This is a genomic window from Microlunatus antarcticus (assembly GCF_014193425.1).
Lineage (GTDB): Bacteria > Actinomycetota > Actinomycetes > Propionibacteriales > Propionibacteriaceae > Microlunatus > Microlunatus antarcticus.
In genome coordinates this window covers 2,747,542-2,765,562 of the sequence record NZ_JACHZG010000001.1, presented here as the reverse complement: position 1 = coordinate 2,765,562, position 18,021 = coordinate 2,747,542, and the positions used below count along the sequence as shown (strand labels likewise).

General features: G+C 73.4%; 15 protein-coding genes. 4 read left to right on the top strand and 11 right to left on the bottom strand.

What is annotated here, in order from left to right:
* Window positions 1–8: 8 nt before the first annotated feature.
* Genes FHX39_RS12895 through FHX39_RS12865 form a run of 8 tightly spaced genes read right to left on the bottom strand, consistent with a single transcriptional unit; the run spans window position 9 to window position 9,999 of the window.
* Window positions 9–1,106, bottom strand: a complete 1,098-nt coding sequence (locus FHX39_RS12895; protein WP_183339013.1) for a protein phosphatase 2C domain-containing protein — start codon at window positions 1,104–1,106, stop codon at window positions 9–11.
* Window positions 1,103–3,490: a serine/threonine-protein kinase gene (locus FHX39_RS12890; protein WP_183339011.1), complete on the bottom strand. Its 2,388-nt coding sequence runs from the start codon at window positions 3,488–3,490 to the stop codon at window positions 1,103–1,105. Before FHX39_RS12890 ends, FHX39_RS12895 begins: the two co-directional genes overlap by 4 nt.
* Window positions 3,487–4,641, bottom strand: a complete 1,155-nt coding sequence (locus FHX39_RS12885; protein ID WP_183339009.1) for a hypothetical protein — start codon at window positions 4,639–4,641, stop codon at window positions 3,487–3,489. Before FHX39_RS12885 ends, FHX39_RS12890 begins: the two co-directional genes overlap by 4 nt.
* Entirely contained in the window at window positions 4,638–5,630 is a 993-nt protein-coding gene (locus tag FHX39_RS21220; protein WP_183339007.1) for a glutamate ABC transporter substrate-binding protein, read from the bottom strand. Before FHX39_RS21220 ends, FHX39_RS12885 begins: the two co-directional genes overlap by 4 nt.
* Window positions 5,627–6,949: a hypothetical protein gene (locus FHX39_RS21215; RefSeq protein ID WP_183339005.1), complete on the bottom strand. Its 1,323-nt coding sequence runs from the start codon at window positions 6,947–6,949 to the stop codon at window positions 5,627–5,629. Before FHX39_RS21215 ends, FHX39_RS21220 begins: the two co-directional genes overlap by 4 nt.
* Window positions 6,946–8,202: an AAA family ATPase gene (locus FHX39_RS12870; RefSeq protein ID WP_332836816.1), complete on the bottom strand. Its 1,257-nt coding sequence runs from the start codon at window positions 8,200–8,202 to the stop codon at window positions 6,946–6,948. Before FHX39_RS12870 ends, FHX39_RS21215 begins: the two co-directional genes overlap by 4 nt.
* The gene (locus tag FHX39_RS20720; RefSeq protein ID WP_198423386.1) at window positions 8,199–8,723 is read right to left on the bottom strand and encodes a hypothetical protein; all 525 of its coding nucleotides are present in this window, start codon (window positions 8,721–8,723) and stop codon (window positions 8,199–8,201) included. The genes FHX39_RS12870 and FHX39_RS20720 overlap by 4 nt, the downstream gene beginning before the upstream one ends.
* A 19-nt stretch (window positions 8,724–8,742) precedes the next feature.
* On the bottom strand, window positions 8,743–9,999 hold the full coding sequence (locus FHX39_RS12865) for a toxic anion resistance protein (protein ID WP_183339001.1): 1,257 nt from the start codon (window positions 9,997–9,999) through the stop codon (window positions 8,743–8,745).
* Between the two features lie 137 nt (window positions 10,000–10,136).
* Between FHX39_RS12865 and FHX39_RS12860 the strand changes: the two genes are divergently transcribed.
* Window positions 10,137–10,910 carry an SDR family NAD(P)-dependent oxidoreductase gene (locus tag FHX39_RS12860; protein WP_183338999.1) on the top strand — a complete coding sequence of 258 codons (774 nt, stop codon included), beginning with the start codon at window positions 10,137–10,139 and terminating at the stop codon, window positions 10,908–10,910.
* 108 nt (window positions 10,911–11,018) lie between these two features.
* Here the strand turns inward: FHX39_RS12860 and FHX39_RS12855 are convergent, their stop codons facing one another.
* A complete protein-coding gene (locus tag FHX39_RS12855; RefSeq protein WP_198423385.1) occupies window positions 11,019–12,056 on the bottom strand; it encodes a LacI family DNA-binding transcriptional regulator in 1,038 nt (345 codons plus the stop codon).
* Window positions 12,057–12,199: 143 nt separating this feature from the next.
* Here FHX39_RS12855 and FHX39_RS12850 point away from each other — a divergent pair, with 143 nt between their 5' ends.
* From FHX39_RS12850 to FHX39_RS12840, 3 genes are all read left to right on the top strand, one after another.
* Window positions 12,200–13,321 carry a substrate-binding domain-containing protein gene (locus FHX39_RS12850; protein WP_183338997.1) on the top strand — a complete coding sequence of 374 codons (1,122 nt, stop codon included), beginning with the start codon at window positions 12,200–12,202 and terminating at the stop codon, window positions 13,319–13,321.
* Between the two features lie 150 nt (window positions 13,322–13,471).
* Entirely contained in the window at window positions 13,472–14,512 is a 1,041-nt protein-coding gene (locus FHX39_RS12845) for an ABC transporter permease (protein WP_183338995.1), read from the top strand.
* Window positions 14,509–15,357 (top strand): ATP-binding cassette domain-containing protein, encoded by an 849-nt coding sequence (locus FHX39_RS12840; protein WP_183338993.1) that lies wholly within the window; start codon window positions 14,509–14,511, stop codon window positions 15,355–15,357. Before FHX39_RS12845 ends, FHX39_RS12840 begins: the two co-directional genes overlap by 4 nt.
* Window positions 15,358–15,538: 181 nt before the next feature.
* Here the strand turns inward: FHX39_RS12840 and FHX39_RS12835 are convergent, their stop codons facing one another.
* Both FHX39_RS12835 and FHX39_RS12830 read right to left on the bottom strand, forming a co-directional pair.
* Window positions 15,539–16,183 (bottom strand): TetR/AcrR family transcriptional regulator, encoded by a 645-nt coding sequence (locus tag FHX39_RS12835; RefSeq protein ID WP_183338990.1) that lies wholly within the window; start codon window positions 16,181–16,183, stop codon window positions 15,539–15,541.
* A 10-nt stretch (window positions 16,184–16,193) separates the two neighbouring features.
* Window positions 16,194–18,017: an ABC transporter ATP-binding protein gene (locus FHX39_RS12830; protein WP_332836815.1), complete on the bottom strand. Its 1,824-nt coding sequence runs from the start codon at window positions 18,015–18,017 to the stop codon at window positions 16,194–16,196.
* Between the last annotated feature and the right edge of the window lie 4 nt (window positions 18,018–18,021).

Sequence of the window (18,021 nt, the reverse complement as noted above, 5' to 3'; positions counted from 1 at the left end):
GCCAGGCCTCAGTGCCGGGCGAGGGCGACCGAGACGTTGTCGCGCCCGCCCTGCTCGTTGGCCCAGCGGACGAGCGCCTCGCCGAGCTCGAGCGGTGAGGTGGTCTCGCCGGAGAGGGTCGTCACGAGCTCGCCCAGCTGGTCGGCCTCGGAGCAGTAGTTCCACAGCCCGTCGGAGCAGACGAGGACCCAGCCGGGGTGGCCGAGGATGACAGACCCGGTGCGGGGGACGACGTCCGGCGCGTCGCGCCCGAGCCACTTGGTGATGGCGTGGGCCTGCGGGCCGTTCTCGGCGGTGACGCGGTCCACGCCCATGGCGATGCGGGCCTGGGCCATCGAGTCGTCCAGGCTCAGCTCGGCCGGCGCCGCGCCCATCCCGGTGCCGCCGGCGTCGGGCAGCCAGTAGACCCGGCTGTCGCCGACGTTGCCGAAGACCACGAGGTCGCCCTCGACGACGGCGGCGGCGAAGGTGCAGGCGGCGGCGTCCGGCCCGCCCTCGGGGGTCGCCGCGAGGACGGCGTCGTTGGCCTGCGCGACCGCGCTGACCATGGCGCCCGCGATCGCCCCCGCGCGGCTGGCGGGGTTGGGCAGGCCGGTCGGCTGGAGCGCGACGAGCACGTCGCGGGCCCGCCGCGCGGCGGCCAGCGAGGCGATGTCGGAGTCGGTGGAGGTGGAGACGCCGTCGCAGACGACCAGCACGGCGCGCGACCCCGGCTCCGGGTCGGCGGCGACGGCCGTGGCGTCCTCGTTGCGGTGGTGCTTCACGCCCCGGTCGCACACCGCGGCGACCCAGCTCGCCGGCTGCTCGACGTAGTGGTCGCGCGGGATCGGGGCCTTGGTCCCGCACACCGTGCAGTAGCCGTCCTCGCCGACCTCGCTGCCGCAGGACAGGCACCGCGCGGCGGGCACGAGCGCGTCGGCGGTCGCCGACGCGGTGGTCGACGTCGCGCGGGTGAGCTCGATCGGGGCGTCCTGCTCGACCGCGGTCAGGGTCGGGTCGGCGGGGGCGGCCTGGGCGGGGCCGGAGAGCGCGGCGCCGCAGGACTCGCAGAAGGCCTGGCCGGGCTCGACGCCCGCCCCGCAGGCCGGGCAGGTGTTCTCGGTCATCGCAGGGTCCACCTTCGTACGGCGTTGGCCCGGTCGACCCAGGCGTGGCTGCGCGCCTCGTCGTCCTCGCTGCGGGCGAGCTCACGATAGGTCGCCTCGAGCCCGTCGCGCAGCGCGTCCGGCTGCGCGGCGTACCGCCCGACGGTGAGGGCCTGCGCCGGGGGCCCGGGGGTGCCGAGCGGAGCGGCGCTCTGCGCCCGGGCCAGGGCGCGCTCGAGGATGCCGGCGGTCAGCAGGCCGCGCTCGTGCGGGTCGAGCCGCACGCCCTCCAGGCTGCCGAGCGCCTGCGCGAGCTGGGGCAGGTCCGCCGCCGGTCCGGCGAGCGCGACCGCCCGCAGCCGGCGGGAGTCGCTGAAGGCGCGGCTGGTCGACGGCACGAGGTCCAGGGCCGCGACCGCGCCCGGCACGTCACCGCGGGCGCTGCGGAGCCGCGCCAGCCCGAAGGCGCCGGCGGCGACGTAGTTCGCGTCCGTGCCGGCGCAGGTCGTGTAGAGGCCCTCGGCCACGTCCGGCTCGCCGCCGCGCTCGCAGGCCAGGGCCAGGGCCAGCTTGGGCGCGAGCTCGCCGGGCACCTGGCCGTAGACGGCGTTGAACGCCGACTGGGCCGCTCCGAAGTCGCCCGCCTCGAGCGCCGCCAGGCCGCTCATCCACACTGCGCGCCACTCCCACGGGTCGGCACGCAGCATCTGGTCGACGGCCTGGGCGACGAGGTCGGGCCGTTGCAGCTCGAGCGCGGCGCGGGCCTGGGCCAGCAGCACCTCGGGGCTCAGCGCCGGCGCGGTCTGCAGGAACGTGAGCCGGTCGGCCGGGTCCTCGGCGCTCACGTTGCTCAGCCAGGCGTGCTGGGGGTCCGTGGTGTCGACGCGCAGGGACGGCAGGTCGCGTGCCTCGAGCAGCCCGCCCGTGATCGCCGGGGCCTCGAAGAGCACCGAGGCGGCGGAGGTGAGCGCTGTGCCGGGGGTGTGGGCGGCGACGACCTCGCGGAGCACGCCGAGCAGCTGGACCCGCAGCTCGTCGGCGGAGCTGAAGCGGTCGGCCGGGTCGGGCGCGCACGCCTTGAGCAGCAGCCGGTGCAGCGAGTCGTGCGACGCCAGGACGGGGGTGTCGGCGACCGGCGGCAGGCTGGCGACGTACGTCGTCTGGTAGCCGCGGAACTCGGTCATCAGCACCGTCAGGGTGCGGCCGATCGTGTAGATGTCGGAAGCGACGCTCGGGCCGAGCTGCGCGACCTCGGGGGCCTGGTAGCCGACCGTGCCGTAGATGGCGGAGTCGTCGTCGTCGATGCGGCGGACGCCCCCCAGGTCGATCAGCTTGACCGCGTCGCCGACCTGGATGAGGTTGTCGGGCTTGAAGTCGCAGTAGACCAGCCCGAGGTCGTGCAGGTAGGTGAAGGCGGGCAGCACCTCGAGGATGTACGCCAGTGCCTGGTCGACGGGCAGCGGGTCGAAGACGCCGTGGTTGGCCCGCATCCGCTCCTTGAGGATCTGCTTGAGCGAGACCCCGCCGACGTACTCCATGACGATGTAGCCCGCACCCTCGTGCGTCACGAAGTTGTAGATCTCGACGATCAGCGGGTGCTCCACCGCCGCGAGGAACTGCTGCTCCGCGATCGCCGCCGCCAGGGCGTCCGGGTCGCCCGAGTTCAGCAGGCCCTTGAGCACCACCCAGCGGTCGGAGACGTTCTTGTCGCGCGCCAGGTAGATCCAGCCGAGTCCGCCGTGCGCGAGGGCGCCGGCGACGGCGTACTGCCCCGCGACCAGGTCGCCGGCCTTGAGCTTGGGGGTGAAGGAGTACGGCGCGCCGCAGCTCGCGCAGAAGCCCTCGGGCCGGCCGGGCCGCCCGTCGCGGCTGCGGCCGACCGGCTTGCCGCAGCGGGCGCAGGACCGCTTGTTCTCGGGCACGGACGCGTCGACGAGGACCGCGTTCGCGGCGTCGACGACGGGGGCGGGCGGGACACGGGTCAGGCCCGCGCCGAGGCGGGCGGCGCGCAGCCGCTGCGACCCGCTGCCGACCCGGCGGGTGGCCCGCGAGGCACCACCGTTCAGCCGTGAGGAGCCGAGGGCCGTGGACCCCAGCCGGCTGGAGCCGCGCGTCACGGTCGACCCGGCCCCGCCCGGCTGCGGGGCGAGCGGTGTCTCGGCGGCGGGCGTCCCGGCGGGGGTCCCGCAGACGTCGCAGTAGCCGTCGACGACCGTCCCGGTGCAGCCCGGCTGGGTGCAGCGGCCCGACGCCACGGCGGGCGGCGGTCCGACCGTGCTCCGGGGCGCGGGCGCCGGGGCGGCCGCGGCGGTGCCGGGGCTGCCGCACACGTCGCACCAGCCGTCGACGATGGTGCCGGTGCAGCCGGGCTGCGTGCACGCGGGTCCGACGGCGGTCGCGGTCACCGGGCCTCCAGGTAGGTGGCGTAGAGCGTGACGAGCTGCTCGGCCAGGGCCGGGCGTGAGGGTCGGGCGTCGAGCGCGGCGCGGGCCATGCCGTACGCGCGCTGCAGGTCGGGCTCGTCGGCGCGCCCGGTCGCCTCCGCCTTCACCCGGAGCGCGGCGAGCCGTGCGTCGCGGTCGTCGTGGGCCTGCAGCGCGCGGCCGTACGCCTGCTCCGCGACCGCGAGCGCGCGGCCGACCAGGTCGAGGCGCTGCTCGTACGCGGTCAGCGCGGCGGCCGTGTTGGGCAGGGGGCCGAGGGCGGCGACGTCGGGGACCGCGTAGCGCGGGGCGTCCTCGACGGTGGCCACGCACCGTTCCGCGAGGGTGCGGAACGTCGCGGCGCGGGCCATGAGGTCGGTCCGGCGGGACCGCACGCGGGCCACGAGGGCGCCGGCCTCGCGCCGGCGGGCGCCGCCGACGATGAGGTCGCGCTCCAGCGTGGCGGCCTCGACCTCGAGGGGCCCGAGGATGCCGCCGACGTCACCACCGCGACCGGCCTTGTCGACGGCGTCGGTCAGCCGGCGCGCGAGGGCGGCCACGTGGTCGGCGGCCCGCTGGCGGGGCGACCCGACCGGCTCGAGCGTCGTCTGGTCGCGCAGCCGCTCGAGCTGGGCGCGCAGGGCCGCGACGCGGACGTTCGTCTGCGCGCCCGAGGGGTCGAGACCGAGACGTTCGCGGAGCTCGCCGACGACCGCGTCGGTGAGCCGGCAGGCCTCGGGGACGGACAGGGCGAGCGGGCTGCTCGGCCGGCCGGGACCGCGACCGGCAGCGGTCTCGCGCCGGCCCCAGACCAGCGTCGCCATCCGCTCGCGCTCGTCGCGGCCGACACGGCCCGAGTCCCAGACCCCGCGCAGCTGCGCCTCGCGGTCCGCGACGGCCTGCCACAGGGTCAGGGCCAGGGTGATGTCGCCGGTGTAGCGCGCCGGGTCGGGCGCACCGAGCACCTCGGCGTCCAGGGCGTCGACCTCGGCGCGACGACGGCTCAGCCAGTCGCCGAGGGCCGTGAGGTAGGCCAGGGCCGCCTCGGGCTCCAGCGCCTCGCCCAGCCGGCCCGGGGCCGGGGGAGCGGGCACGCCCGCCGGGACCGCGCGCACCGTGCCCGTGCCGCTCACGCGGACCGTCCGTAGACGGCCTTCGGCGGAGCGGGGGCGGAGCCCAGCGGGCCCGAGAACCAGCGGTCGTAGATCGTGGTCCACTCGCCGTCGGAGCGCATCCGCGCGAGCTCGGCGTTGACGAAGCGGACCAGGTCGACGTCCTTCGCGTTCATCCCCAGCCCGTACGGCTCCGCGGTGAACGCCTTCTGCTCGGGGACCACCGCGTACGGGTCCTGGGCGGCCAGGCCGGCCAGCACGGTGTCGTCGCCGGTGATCGCGTCGACCTGCCCCTGCTGGAACAGCACGAGGCACCCGGTGTGGCTGTCGGACCCGACGGCCACGGCCTTCGGCTGCAGGCGGACGAGGTTCTCCATGCTCGACGTGCCGTTGGGCGCGCACACGCGCTGGTCCGCCAGGTCGGCCAGCGAGGTGGCCTTCGACCCGAGCCGCACCATGATCTTCTGACCGGCCCGGTAGTACTCCGAGGAGAAGGCGATCTGCTTCCACCGGTCGCAGGTCATGGTCATGTTCCGGGCGACGAGGTCGACCTGCCCCGACTCCAGGGCGGGGATGCGCTGCGCGGCGGTGATCACGACGAGCTGGTACTTCTTCTCGTCGCCGAGGATCGCCTTGGCCATCGCCTTCACGAAGTCGATGTCGAAGCCCTGGATCTGGCCGCCGAGCGGGTCGCGCGCGCCGAGCAGGTAGCTGTCGGCCGAGACCCCGGCGACGAGCCGACCCCGCTTCTTGATCTTCGCCATCGTGGAGCCGGCCGGCAGGTCGTCGCTGCTCGTGAGCTCGCTCGGCGCGTACGAGGTGGTGGCGTCGTCGCAGGCGGCGGGCGCGGCGGGGGCCCCCGAGGGCGCGGCGGTGGCCGCGGCGGGCACGGGGACCGGCGTCTCGTCGGTGCCGAAGACCGCGCAGGCGGGTAGGAGTGCGCAGAGCGCCAGCGCCGCGCCGGCCAGCAGCCCGCGGCGCGGGGACCGTCCGGCCGGTCGGGCGCTCACCGGTACTCCCGCAGCCGGGCCGCGATGCCGCGGCTGCCGGCCCAGGCGGCGCCGAGCCCGGCCAAGAAGGTCAGCACGCAGCCGAGGAGCAGCCCGCCGTGGCTGCCGCGGAGGTCGTTGACCGCGCCGGTGCCGGTGCCGGCCACGAAGCGGGCGACGGACTGGTCGAAGGGGGCGAAGGCGGCGTTCGACGAGCCGTTCTCCGAGCCCACGGCCAGGCCGACCGCGTCGTCCCACGAGCCGCCGTCGTCGAGGCTGCGGATCTGCGTGTGGACCTTGGTGTAGCCGTCCCACTGGCCCTCGAAGACCGAGCCGTCGCGGACCCGGGACAGGCGCTCGCGCACCGTGGCGTCCGAGGCCTGCCACGACTGCTCGTAGGTGCCGCCCGAGCCGCGGGCGATCAGGGTCAGGCTCTCCGACGACTTCGCGAGGTTGGCCTGGACCCGGGCCGTCCCGACGTCGCTGACGCTCTCGAAGTCGCTGCGGGCGGTGCCCACGAGGACCGACAGGGCGGCCAGGGCCACGACCGAGGCCAGCGACAGGCCGAGCAGCACGATCGAGCCGGTCAGCAGCCCGCCGTTGACCCGGCGCTTGAACTGCCGCGCGACGCGGAGCTGGACGACCACGAAGGCCGCGGTGGCGCCCAGGGCGAGGAGCGGCAGGACCCAGCCCCAGCCGGTGGAGAGGGAGGCCGCGGCGCGGGCGGTGTTGGCCTCGACGAGCGCGTCCGCGAGGGGCAGCGCGTCGGTGCGCAGCCCGTTGCTCGCCTCGCGGAGGTACTGCGCGCCGACCGGGAGGCCCTGCCGGTTGTTCGCCCGCGCGGCCTCGACCAGTCCGGCGTAGTCGAGGACCTGCGCGTTGAGGGCGGCGAGCGCGTCGGCGTCGGCGGGCTGCGCCTGGGCGGCCTGGGAGACCAGCCCCGCGACCTCCGCGAGCGCGTCGTCGTACGCGGCCCGGCGCTGCGGCGACTCGAGCCCGCCGACGAGGAACGTGTTGGTGGCGTTGGCGTCGGCGACGAGCAGGTCGGTCTCGATGGTCTGCACGCGGACGAGCTGCTCGACGTCGTTGGCGGCCTGCCGCAGCGTCAGGGTGAGCAGGGCCATCGCGGTCGTGCCCAGCACGGCGAGGACGAGCCCGCTCGCGACCACCACGTTCCGGAGGCGCCGCAGCCGCGCCGGGGTGTCGGTGACGGGCTGCGCGACCTCGACCGGGACCGCGCCGAGCGGCGTCGGGACAGCCGGTGTGGGGGCCGGGGCAGGGCTGGGCGGTGCCGACGGGGCCGGCCGGGCCGGGGCGGGCGCGGAGGACGTCTGGCTCATCCGGGCTGCTCCTCGCTCGGCGCGGCGTCCGTCGGGGGTGACGGCCGCGGGGTCTGGGGGGCTCCAGCATCGCCTGCCGGAGGTCCGTCCGGGGCGATCCCGAGCAGAGGGTCGTCGGTGATCGGCGGTGCCGGGTCCGCCCCGAGGTCGTCGGGGACGAGGCCGCGGAGCTCGTCGACGGTGGGTTCCTCGACGTCGCGCAGCCGCCACGCCTGCCGGCCGATGGCGGCCTCGAGCACGTTGCGGGCGAAGCGGGCGTTGCCGAAGGTCGGGCCGCGCGGGGTGGTCGCCAGCAGGGCGGTGAAGCGGTCCGCGCAGCCGTCGCCGAGGTCGTAGTCGGCGCCACCCGCCATCGAGGCCAGGATCGAGCGCAGCTCGTCGTCGGTGTAGTCGGCGAACTCCAGCGTCGTGCGGAACCGGCTGGACAGGCCGGGGTTCTGGGCGACGAAGCCCACCATCGGACCCGGGTAGCCCGCGACGATCACCACCAGGTCGTCGCGGCGGTCCTCCATCTCCTTGACCAGGGTGTCGACGGCCTCCTGGCCGTACTGGTCCCCGGCCAGGCTGTACGCCTCGTCGATGAAGAGCACGCCGCCGGCCGCTGACGCGACGACCTCCGCGGTCTTGAGCGCGGTCTGCCCGAGGTAGCCCGCGACCAGCTCCGAACGGTCGACCTCGACCAGCTGACCCTGGCTGAGCAGCCCGAGAGCGGCGTAGATCCCGCCGACCAGGCGCGCGACGGTCGTCTTGCCCGTGCCCGGATTGCCCACGAACACGAGGTGACGGGTGATCGTCGCCGACCGCAGCCCGGCCCTGGCCCGCATCTTCTCCACCCGCAGCACGGCGACCTGCCGGTGGATCTCGCCCTTGACCTCGGCGAGCCCGGTCAGCGCGTCGAGGTCGGCCAGCAGCTCCTCGACGGTCTTCTTCGGCTCGGCCGGGGCCTGCGTGGCCGCCGGCTCCTCGGGCGTCGCGGGAGCCGCGGCGGCGGGCGGGGGAGGTTCCGGGGTGTGCTCCGACGTCCTGATCGCCGGCGTCTCTCCCGGAGCCAGCGGCAGGTCACCCGTCCCCGCGCCGATCCCCGGGAACTTGACGGCGCCGAGCGCCGGGGAGCCGAGGAGGTCCAGCGGGTTGAGCCCGGGCGGGGCCGGGGTGGCGATCGCCTCGGACGCCTCGCGCAGCGCGGCGATGCGGGCCAGGGCGGACTCCAGGGCCGACCGCAGCCCATCTGGCTCGGACGAGCGCGGCGTCACAGGGGTCCGAGTCCTGGGCTCGTCGGGTCCGAGGACGCGTGCCCGAACTTCTCCTGCAGGAACCGTCCCTGCACGACCAGCGCGTTCGCGTCCACCCGGACGGCGGCGTCGAAGATCGCGTCCATCGAGCTGGCCAGCAGGTCGAGGGTGTCGATGAGCAGCATCAGCGAGGTCCTCCCGTCCTCGACCGGGCGGGAGTCCGCCCACTGCCGGGGGAGCCGGGTGTACGCGGCGAGCGCTTCAGGCAGGTAGTCGGTCGCCGTGGCGGTGACCGCGTACGCCTCCGCGCTGCCCAGGCCGAGGTTGCGGACGCGCGGCAGGGTCTCGCGGACCGTCCGGGTGATCCGCCGGACGCGGGAGGCCACGGGCGCGGGTACGGCTCCGCCCGCCACCGCGGCGTCGGTCGCGTCGAGCGAGGCGAGGAGGTCCTCCTCGGTCGGGACACGGTCGAGCACGACCTCGGGGGCGGCGGGCTCGGGCGTACGCCCGTTCACCCGGTCCCACCAGTCGCGCAAGCCCATCCCTCGTCCCGGCCCGGTCTCAGCCGTCGGTCTCGGGACCGAGCTCGAGCGCGCCGGAGGCGAGGTTCGTGTCCGAGCGCGACACGCGGTCGAGGTAGCTGCGTGACTTCGCGACCTCGGACTCGAGCGCCCCGATGGTGGTGCTCATCGACGTCAGCGCCTCGGCCTTGAAGGCGTCGATGGAGTCCATCGTGGCGTAGATGTTCGCGAAGGCGGCCTGCAGCTGCGGCAGCCCGACGGTCGCCGACGCCGCCTGCTTCTGGATGGAGGCGGAGTTGTCGCGCAGGAGCTCCGAGGTCCGCTGGATCAGGTCCGACGTGGTCGTGTTGAGCGCCGTGATCTGGTCGAGCACCAGCTTCTGGTTGTTGAGCGCCTGGGCGACGATGACTGCGGTGCGCAGGGCCGAGACGGTCGTCGTCGACGCGCGGTCGACACCCTTGATCAGCTCGATGTTGTTCTTGATGATCACGTCGATGGCGAGGTAGTTCTGGATCGACACCGCGAGCTGGGTGAGCAGGTCCTGGTGCTTCTGGCGGACGTAGAAGAGCACGTCCTGGCTCAGCGCCTTGGCCCGCTCGGGGTCGATCAGCTCGAGCTCGGCGATCTTCTCCTCGAGCCGGCCGTCGAGCTGCTCGGCGACGTAGATGTAGGCGTTGAGCCGGCCCATCACGGTCCAGAGGTTCTGCTTCTCGAGGTTGAGCGCGACGTTGTCGCGGCTCAGCTCGTCCTGGCCGTTGCGCAGGCTGTGCAGGATCGCGTCGAGGTGGCTCTGCGCGCCCTGGTACTTGCGGAAGTAGTCGGCGACCTTGTCCCCGAACGGGATCATCCCCAGGAACTTGCGCGGGCCGGTCGCCTGGCTCGGGTCCAGCTCCTCGACCGTGCGGCGCAGCTCGAGCAGCGTCCGGCCCACCTTCGAGCCCTGGGACAGCCCGCCCTCCTGCAGCGCCTTGACCGGCGTCTGCAGCAGCCGGTTGGACGTCTCCGCCGCCTTGCGGATCTCGGAGTCGCCCATGGTGCGGACGTTGTCGGCCTGCCGGGCGAACTCGGGCGAGCGCGCCTGGGCCTTCAGCAGCGCGGTGAGGTAGCCCTCGACACGGTCGTCGAGCGCGGGCAGCTGCTTGGGGTCCACCTGCGGCGCCATGGCCGGGGCCTGCGTCGTCGCGACCGCGGCGACCGGCTCGGGCGCCGTCAGCGTGAGGGCGGCGGGCTGCGGCGGGCTCAACGGTGCGGGGGCGGTGGCTCCTGGGGTGGGCGCGGCCCCTCCCGGCTCGGTCATGCGGACGCTTCCTCTCGCTCCTGCTGGCTCGCGGGTCTTCACCCGTGATCGTGCCGTGCCCGGTCGGGTGAGCGAAATCTACTCGTCCGCGGGTCGGGCGGTCCCCGCACGGTGCGCAGAGGGACGAAGATCTCGCCATGCAGACCGACGGCGACCTCCGGCTGCGCCGGTTCGTGGACCGACAGGTGCTCGTGGTCGGCGGGAGCACCGGCATCGGTCTGGCGGTCGCGCGACGCCTCGCGGCCGAGGGCGCCGTGGTCGTGCTGGCCGACCTCGAGCAGGCGGCGTGCGAGGCGGCGGGCGCGACCCTGCCCGGGTCCGGGCACCGGGCGGCTGCGGTGGACGTCACCTCCCGCACGTCGGTCGAGGCCCTGTTCGACTCGCTGGACCGGGTCGACGTCCTGGTGCACGTGTCCGGTGGAGATCGCGCGCACGGGAGCTTCGTCGAGACCGACGACCGCACGTGGCTCGAGCTCCTCGAGCTGAACCTCCTCGGCGTGGTCCGGACCTGCCGCGCCGCGGCGCCGTTGCTGCTGGCCAGCGACGTCCACCCCGCCGTGGTGATCGTCGGCTCGGTGAACGCCGTGGTTGCTCTCGGCAGCGAGCCCTACTCGGCGGCCAAGGCCGGGGTGGTCTCCCTCGTCAGCAACCTGGCCGCGGAGCTGGCGCCCCGGGTCCGGGTGAACGCGGTGCTGCCCGCCACGATCGAGACCCGCGTCTGGGACGACCAGCCCGGCGGGGCCGACCGGCTCCGGCGGCTCTACCCGCTCGACCGCGTGGGTCGGCCGGAGGACGTCGCCGCGGCCGTCGCCTTCCTGGCCGGTGACGACGCCGCGTGGATCACGGGCCACGCGCTCCCGGTGGACGGCGGGCTGCTCACGGGCGGAGCTCTGCGACGGCTGCTCGACTGACGTCGCCGCGAGCCGACGGTTCTCGCCGGTTTTCTGCCCCTCGTCGACCGCGATGCGACCTGAGCGGTGCGAAGACGCGGACGAGCGTCAGAAAACCGGCGGACCGGCTCAGTGCGCGGGCGGGATCTCCCCGGAGCCGCGGACGACCAGCGTGGCGGGCACCACGGAGGTGACGGCGGGGGAGTCGTCGCCGTCCAGGCGGGCGAAGACGCGCGCGGCGGCCGTACGGCCCATCTCGGCCGGGTCCTGGGCGACCACGGTCAGCGCGGGCTCGAGCATGTCGGCGAGGAAGAGGTCGTCGAAGCCGACCATGGCGATCTCGTGGTGCAGCCCGAGGTCGTGCAGGGCGCGGATGCCGCCGATGCTCACGAGGTTCTGGCTGGTGAAGATCGCGGTCGGCCGGCGCGGGCCGGTCACCAGGTCGCGGACGGCCTCGTACGCGGCCTCCACCGAGAGCACCCCGGTGACGACGGGGCCGGGCAGGACGCCCGCGTCCTGCAGCGTCTCGGTGTAGCCGAGGTACCGCTCACGGGCCGTCGCCACGTCGAGGTCGTCGCTGAGGAACGCGATGTCGCGGTGGTCGTGGGCCAGCAGGTGGGCGACGGCCGTGGCCGAGGCGTGCCGGTTGTCGGTCAGGACCGTGTCGGCCTCCAGCCCGCGCGGCGGGCGGTCGACGAACACGACCGGCACCCCCTGGTCGCGCTCGGTCTGCAGGTAGGTGTGGTCCTCGGAGATGGTCGTCAGCACCAGCGCGTCGACGCGGCGGCGGGTGAAGGCCTCGACGAGAGCGCGCTCACGGTCCGGGTCGTCGCCGAAGCTCGCCCCGAAGACGGCGGTCTGCCGTTCCCACGCCGCACCCTCGACGGCGCGGTGGATCGCGGCCGAGAACGGGTTGTCGACGGCGTCGAGGAGGAGGCCCAGGGTGAGCGTCTTCCGGTCCCCACGGCGGAGGGCCCCGGCGCCCTGGTTCGGCGTGAACTTCAACGCCATTACCGCTTGCTCTACCTTTTCCCGCGTTCCGACCGATACGTTCGCCTCGTGGTTGATCACCCGGGACACCGTCTTGATGCCGACTCCGGCCAGCGCGGCGACGTCGCGGATGGTCGCGCGGCCTCGAGGGTGGCGGCTGGGCGCTGGGTCGGTCACGTGAACCTCCTTGTCCTCACGACGGTGTTCGCACAATCGTGATCGAACCGAGGTTGACACCACGGCTGAGAATATCTTAGATGAAGCCTGACACCGTTGTCACGCGACATACGGTGCGTCATTCCAACGAAGGGATCACGTTCATGAAGAAGTTTCTACCCCTCGCCCGCGGTCGACGACGCGGCCTGATGGCCGGCGTCGTGCTCGCCGCCGCGGCCTCGCTGTCGCTGACGGCCTGCGCCGGCTCGGCCACCCCGAGCGGCACCAGCTCGGGCGACGGCGGCTCCGGCGGCACGATCGCCGTCGCGCTGATCACCAAGACCTCCACCAACCCCTTCTTCCTCGCCATGAAGAAGGGCGCCGAGGACGAGGCGGCCAAGGACGGCGTCACGCTCACCTACGCCGCCGGCGCGGCGGACGGCGACGAGGACGGCCAGGTCAAGGCCATCGAGGCCGCCGTGGCCCGTGGCGACAAGGGCATCCTCATCACCCCGAACGGCCCGGGCGTCAACTCGGCGATCAACAACGCCCGCAAGCAGGGGCTGTTCGTGATCGCGCTCGACACGCCGCCGGACCCCGCGGACACGGTCGACATCACCTTCGCCACCGACAACTTCAAGGCCGGCGAGGCCATCGGCAAGTGGGCGGCGGCCAAGCAGGACGGCAAGCCGGCCAACATCGCGCTGCTCGACCTCTACAACGACAAGGTCGTCTCGGTCGACCTAGGCCGCGACCAGGGCTTCCTGACCGGCATGGGCATCGACACCAAGGACATCAAGAAGAACGGCGACGAGGACAAGTCCGGCAGCTACACCGGCGGCAAGGGCGGCTCGTACACCATCGTGTGCAACGAGCCCACCAAGGGCGCCCAGGACCTCGGCAAGTCGGCCATGGAGACCTGCCTGTCCAAGACCAAGGACATCAACCTCGTCTACACGCTGAACGAGCCGGCCGCGGCCGGCGCCGCCGAGGCCCTCAAGGCCGCGGGCGTGACGGCGACCATCGTCTCGGTCGACGGTGGCTGCTCGCCGGGCATCGCGGACGTCAAGGCCGGGATCATCGGCGCGACCGCGCAGCAGTACCCGGTGAAGATGGCCGAGCTCGGCGTCAAGGCGATCAAGCAGATCGCCGACGGCGGAGCGAAGCCGGCCGTGACCCCCGGGCTCGACTTCTTCGACACGGGCGTGGCCCTGGTGACCGACAAGCCGGTCGACGGCCTCGAGAGCATCACCTCCGACGCCGCGTCGAAGATCTGCTGGGGCTGACGGCTCTGCAGCGTGAGCGCTGCAGCCTGAACCCCGCGGACTGATCCTCGCGAAGGACGTGCCGGCCCGGCCCTGCGGCCGGGCCGGCACGTTCCCCCGGGTGCCGAGCACCCTCACTGGTCACGCACCACCAACGGCAAGGAAGCCCACGTGTCCACCACCACCGCACCGGCTCAGCAGCCGGCGACCGCGGCCGAGCAGTTCGCGCTGCGTCGCCAGTCACCGGCCCAACGCATCCAGCACGTCCTGCACGCCCAGCCGGCCCTGAGCCCGCTGCTCGTGCTGATCATCGCCGTCATCGTCTTCACGCTGGTCAACCCGCGGTTCCTGCAGCCGTCGACCATCTCGATCCTGCTCCAGCAGGTGGCGATCATCGCCGCCCTGGCCATCGGCCAGACCCTGATCATCCTCACCGCCGGCATCGACCTCTCGGTCGGCGCGCTGACGGTGTTCTCCATGCTGATCATGGCCAGCCTCGCCTCTGCCGGAGGCGTGCCCGGGCCGCTGGCGATCCTGATCGGGATCCTCGTGGGCACGGCGGGCGGGTTGCTGAACGGGTTCCTGGTGACCCGGATCAACCTGCCACCGTTCATCGTCACCCTGGGGACGCTGAGCATCTTCCTGGCCGCCGGCCTGCTCTACTCCGGTGGCTCCAACATCCAGTCCACCGCCCTGCCCGCCTCGGTCAACTGGGCCGGCAGCGTCCGGCACATCGGGCCGCTGAACATCACCTGGGGCGTCATCATCGTCGCCCTCATGGCGGCGGTCGTGGGCTTCGCCCTCAGCCAGACCACCTGGGGCCGGCACGTGTACGCGGTCGGCAACGACATCGAGGCGGCGCGCTTGGTCGGCATCCGGGTCAACCGGGTCCTGCTGAGCGTCTACACCGTCGCGGGCCTGCTCTACGGCTTCACGGCCTGGCTCCAGATCGGCCGCGCGGGCAGCGCGAGCCCGAACGCCCTGACCGACGCCAACCTGGAGAGCATCACCGCCGTCGTGATCGGCGGCACGAGCCTCTTCGGCGGTCGCGGCGCCATCATCGGCACCATGATCGGCGCGCTGATCGTGTACGCGTTCCGGCTGGGCCTCAGCCTCGCCGGCGTGGACGACCAGTGGCGCGTGTTCGCCACCGGTGTCCTGGTCATCGTCGCCGTCGCCATCGACCAGTGGATCCGGAAGGTGAAGTCATGAGCGCAACCCAGAGCGAGGCCGGCTACGGCACGGTCAACGGCGTCGACCTCGACGCCGTCCAGCAGGGGATCGCGGACCCGAGCCAGACGGTCCTGTCGGCCCGCAAGCTGATCAAGACGTTCGGCAAGGTCATCGGCCTGGACGGGGTCGACCTCGACCTCTACCCGGGCGAGATCCTCGCGATCATCGGCGACAACGGGGCCGGCAAGTCGACCCTGATCAAGGCGGCCACGGGCGCCCTGACGCCGGACTCCGGCCAGCTCTACCTGGACGGCAAGGAGATCAGCTTCAAGACCCCGCAGGACGCCCGCGGCGCCGGCATCGAGACCGTCTACCAGACGCTCGCCGTCGCGCCCGCGCTCGACATCTCGGCCAACATGTTCCTCGGCCGGGAGATGCGTCGATCCGGGGTGCTGGGGTCGGTCTTCCGGATGATGGACAAGAAGGGCATGAAGGAGGCGGCCGGCAAGTCGATGGCCAACCTGGGCATCGCCACCGTCCAGAACATGGGCCAGGCGGTGGAGACGCTGTCCGGTGGTCAGCGCCAGGCCGTCGCCGTGGCCCGGGCGGCCACGTTCGCGTCGAAGTTCGTCGTCCTCGACGAGCCCACCGCCGCGCTGGGCGTCAAGGAGACCGGGCAGGTGCTGAACCTGATCCAGCAGATCAAGGCCAAGGGCCTGCCGGTCATCCTGATCAGCCACAACATGCCCAACGTGTTCGAGGTGGCCGACCGGATCCACATCGCCCGCCTGGGCGGGTGCGCCGGCGTCATCACGCCCAAGTCGCACACGCCCACCGAGGCGGTCGCGATCATGACCGGCGCCACCACGCTCCAGCGGGGCTGACGGCCGGCACGACCAGGACGGCCCGCGTACGCCTCGGCGTACGCGGGCCGTCGTCGTTCCTGGGGCACTCACCACCGGGGCTGCACCTCAGCCGCGAACCTCCGACCCAGCCGCGTACGCCGCGGCTGGCGCGGTTGTCTCTCCGGTCCGCGGCTGTGGTTCTGCGCGGCAGCGAGACGGGTCAGGCGTCGCGGGGCGCGCGCAGCGGGAACCCGCTGATGCCGCGCCAGGCGAGGGTGCTGACGAGCTGTTTGGCCTGCTCGAGCCCGATCGCGGCGCTGCGGTCGGAGACCCAGTAGCGGGCGCCCACCTGGGCGAGGCCGACCATCGAGATGGCGAGGAGCTTCGCCTGCTCCGGCGGAAGCAGCGTGTCCTCGACGATGACGGCGGCGATCAGGTCGGCGACGTCGTTGTTGACCCGCCAGAGGCGGTCCTGCACGCGACCGTCGCCGGTGAGGTCGGACTCGAAGACGAAGCGGAACTCCCCGCTGGTCGACGACACGAAGTCGAAGAACGCGCCCATCGCGGCCACGACGCGGTCGGCGTTGTCGTCGGTCGAGGCCAGGCCGTCCTGCACGACGTCGACGAGGGAGTCGCAGGCCTGGTCGAGCAGGGCGAGGTAGAGGTCGAGCTTGGAGTCGAAGTGCTGGTAGAGCACCGGCTTGCTGATCCCGGCCGCCGCGGCGATCTCGTCCATGGCGGCGGCGTGGTAGCCCCGGGTGGTGAAGACCTCGTTGGCGGCGTCGAGCAGCTGTGCCCGCCGCTGGTCGCGCGGCAGCCGGGCTCCGCGGACCTGGACCTCCTCGGTCTGCGGAACACCTGGCACGAGCGCCACCCTAACGAGCGCGGCTCCCCGCCCCGACCGCCTCGCCGATCTGCACGGCCCACAGCCCGGCGTAGATCCCACCGGCGGCGACCAGCTCGTCGTGCGAGCCCGACTCCGCGACCCGGCCGCCCGCCAGGACCCAGATCCGGTCGGCGTCACGCACCGTCGAGAGCCGGTGGGCGACCACCAGCGCGGTCCGCGAGGCGGTGACCGCGGCCAGGGAACGTTGGATCGCGGCCTCCGTCTCCGTGTCGACCGCCGACGTCGCCTCGTCGAGGACGAGCAGCGCGGGGTCGCGCAGGATCGCCCGGGCCAGCGCGATCCGCTGGCGCTGCCCGCCGGAGAGGGTCTGGCCGCGCTCGCCGACCACGGTGTCGTAGCCCTGCGGCAGCTCGGCGATGAACGCGTCCGCCTCGGCCAGCCGCGCGGCCTCGCGCACCTGCTCGTCGGTGGCGTCGACCCGCCCGTACGCGAGGTTGTCCCGCACGGTGCCGTGGAAGAGGAAGACGTCCTGGCTGACGTAGCCGATCGCGCCGCGCAGCGCGTCCCAGCCGAGCTCGCGGACGTCGGTGCCGTCGAGCAGCACCTGGCCCTCGCGGGGATCGGAGAAGCGCAGCACGAGCCGCAGCAGGCTGGACTTGCCGGCGCCGGTGGTCCCGACGACCGCGTGGGTCTCCCCGGCGGGCACGACGATGTCGAGGCCGCGCAGCACGTCTGGGCCGTCGGCGTAGCCGAAGCGGATGCCGCGCAGCTCGAGACGGCCGCGGACCGGCAGCGCGAGGCTGCTCGCCCCGGGCCGGGTGTCGCCGCGCTCGGACATGAGCGCGAAGATGCGCCGGGTCGAGGCCATCGCCCGTTGGTAGAGGTCGAGGGTCTCGCCGAGGTCGGTCAGCGGCCAGAGCAGCCGCTGGGTCATGAAGACGAGGATCGTGTAGAGCCCGACCTCGAGCCGGCCGTTGATCACGAGCCAGCCGCCCAGCAGCAGCGTGGAGGTGAAGCCGGCCAGGATCGCCATCCGGATCAGGGGGACGAAGGCCGACGACCAGCGGATCGTCGTGAGGTTGGCGTCGCGGTACCCGGTGGAGACCTCGCGGACGCGCTCGACCTCGCGCGCCTCGGCGGTGAAGGCCTTGATCGTCGAGAGGCCGCCGAGGTTGGTCGAGATGGTCGCGCTCACGTCGCCCGCCCGGGCCCGGACACGGGCGTAGAGCGGCTCGAGACGACGCTGGAAGACGATCGACCCGATCACGATCACCGGGACCGGCAGGAACGCGAGCAGCGTGAGCGTCCACGACGTCGCGGCGAAGACCGCGCCGACGAACACCACCGTCCAGAAGGTGTGCAGGATGACGCGGGCTCCCGTGTCCAGGAACCGTTCCAGCTGGTTCACGTCGTCGCTGATCACCGAGAGGACCCGGCCGGGAGCCGAGCCCTCGTGCCAGGAGACGTCGAGCTCCTGCACGTTCGTGTACGTCTCCACGCGCAGGTCGTGCTCGACGTCCTGGGCCAGCCCCCGCCAGAGCAGGGACGCGACGTAGTCGGTGATCGACTCGATCACCCAGACCCCCGCGTTGACGGCGGCGACGATGACGAGCTGGGAGAAGCGGTCCTCGACCCCGAAGAGGGTGGCGGCGAAGGAGTCGGAGCCGCGGACCACGACGTCGACCGCCACGCCGAGCAGGAGCTCGGGCAGCACGTCGGCGGCGGTGTTCAGGGTCGTCGCGGCCGCCGCCGCTACCACGCGCGGGCGGTAGCGACGGTGGTGGCGCCAGAGCGCCCGCAGCGGGGAGGTCTCGGCGTCAGACGTCGGAAGCAGGGTCGGTACGGGGCTCACGAGG

Coding starts and splice junctions, on each gene's coding strand:
- FHX39_RS12895 (WP_183339013.1), bottom strand. CDS start 1,106: ATGACCGAGAACACCTGCCCGGCCTGCGGGGCGGGCGTCGAGCCCGGC.
- FHX39_RS21215 (WP_183339005.1), bottom strand. CDS start 6,949: ATGAGCCAGACGTCCTCCGCGCCCGCCCCGGCCCGGCCGGCCCCGTCG.
- FHX39_RS20720 (WP_198423386.1), bottom strand. CDS start 8,723: ATGGGCTTGCGCGACTGGTGGGACCGGGTGAACGGGCGTACGCCCGAG.
- FHX39_RS12865 (WP_183339001.1), bottom strand. CDS start 9,999: ATGACCGAGCCGGGAGGGGCCGCGCCCACCCCAGGAGCCACCGCCCCC.
- FHX39_RS12860 (WP_183338999.1), top strand. CDS start 10,137: ATGCAGACCGACGGCGACCTCCGGCTGCGCCGGTTCGTGGACCGACAG.
- FHX39_RS12850 (WP_183338997.1), top strand. CDS start 12,200: ATGAAGAAGTTTCTACCCCTCGCCCGCGGTCGACGACGCGGCCTGATG.
- FHX39_RS12840 (WP_183338993.1), top strand. CDS start 14,509: ATGAGCGCAACCCAGAGCGAGGCCGGCTACGGCACGGTCAACGGCGTC.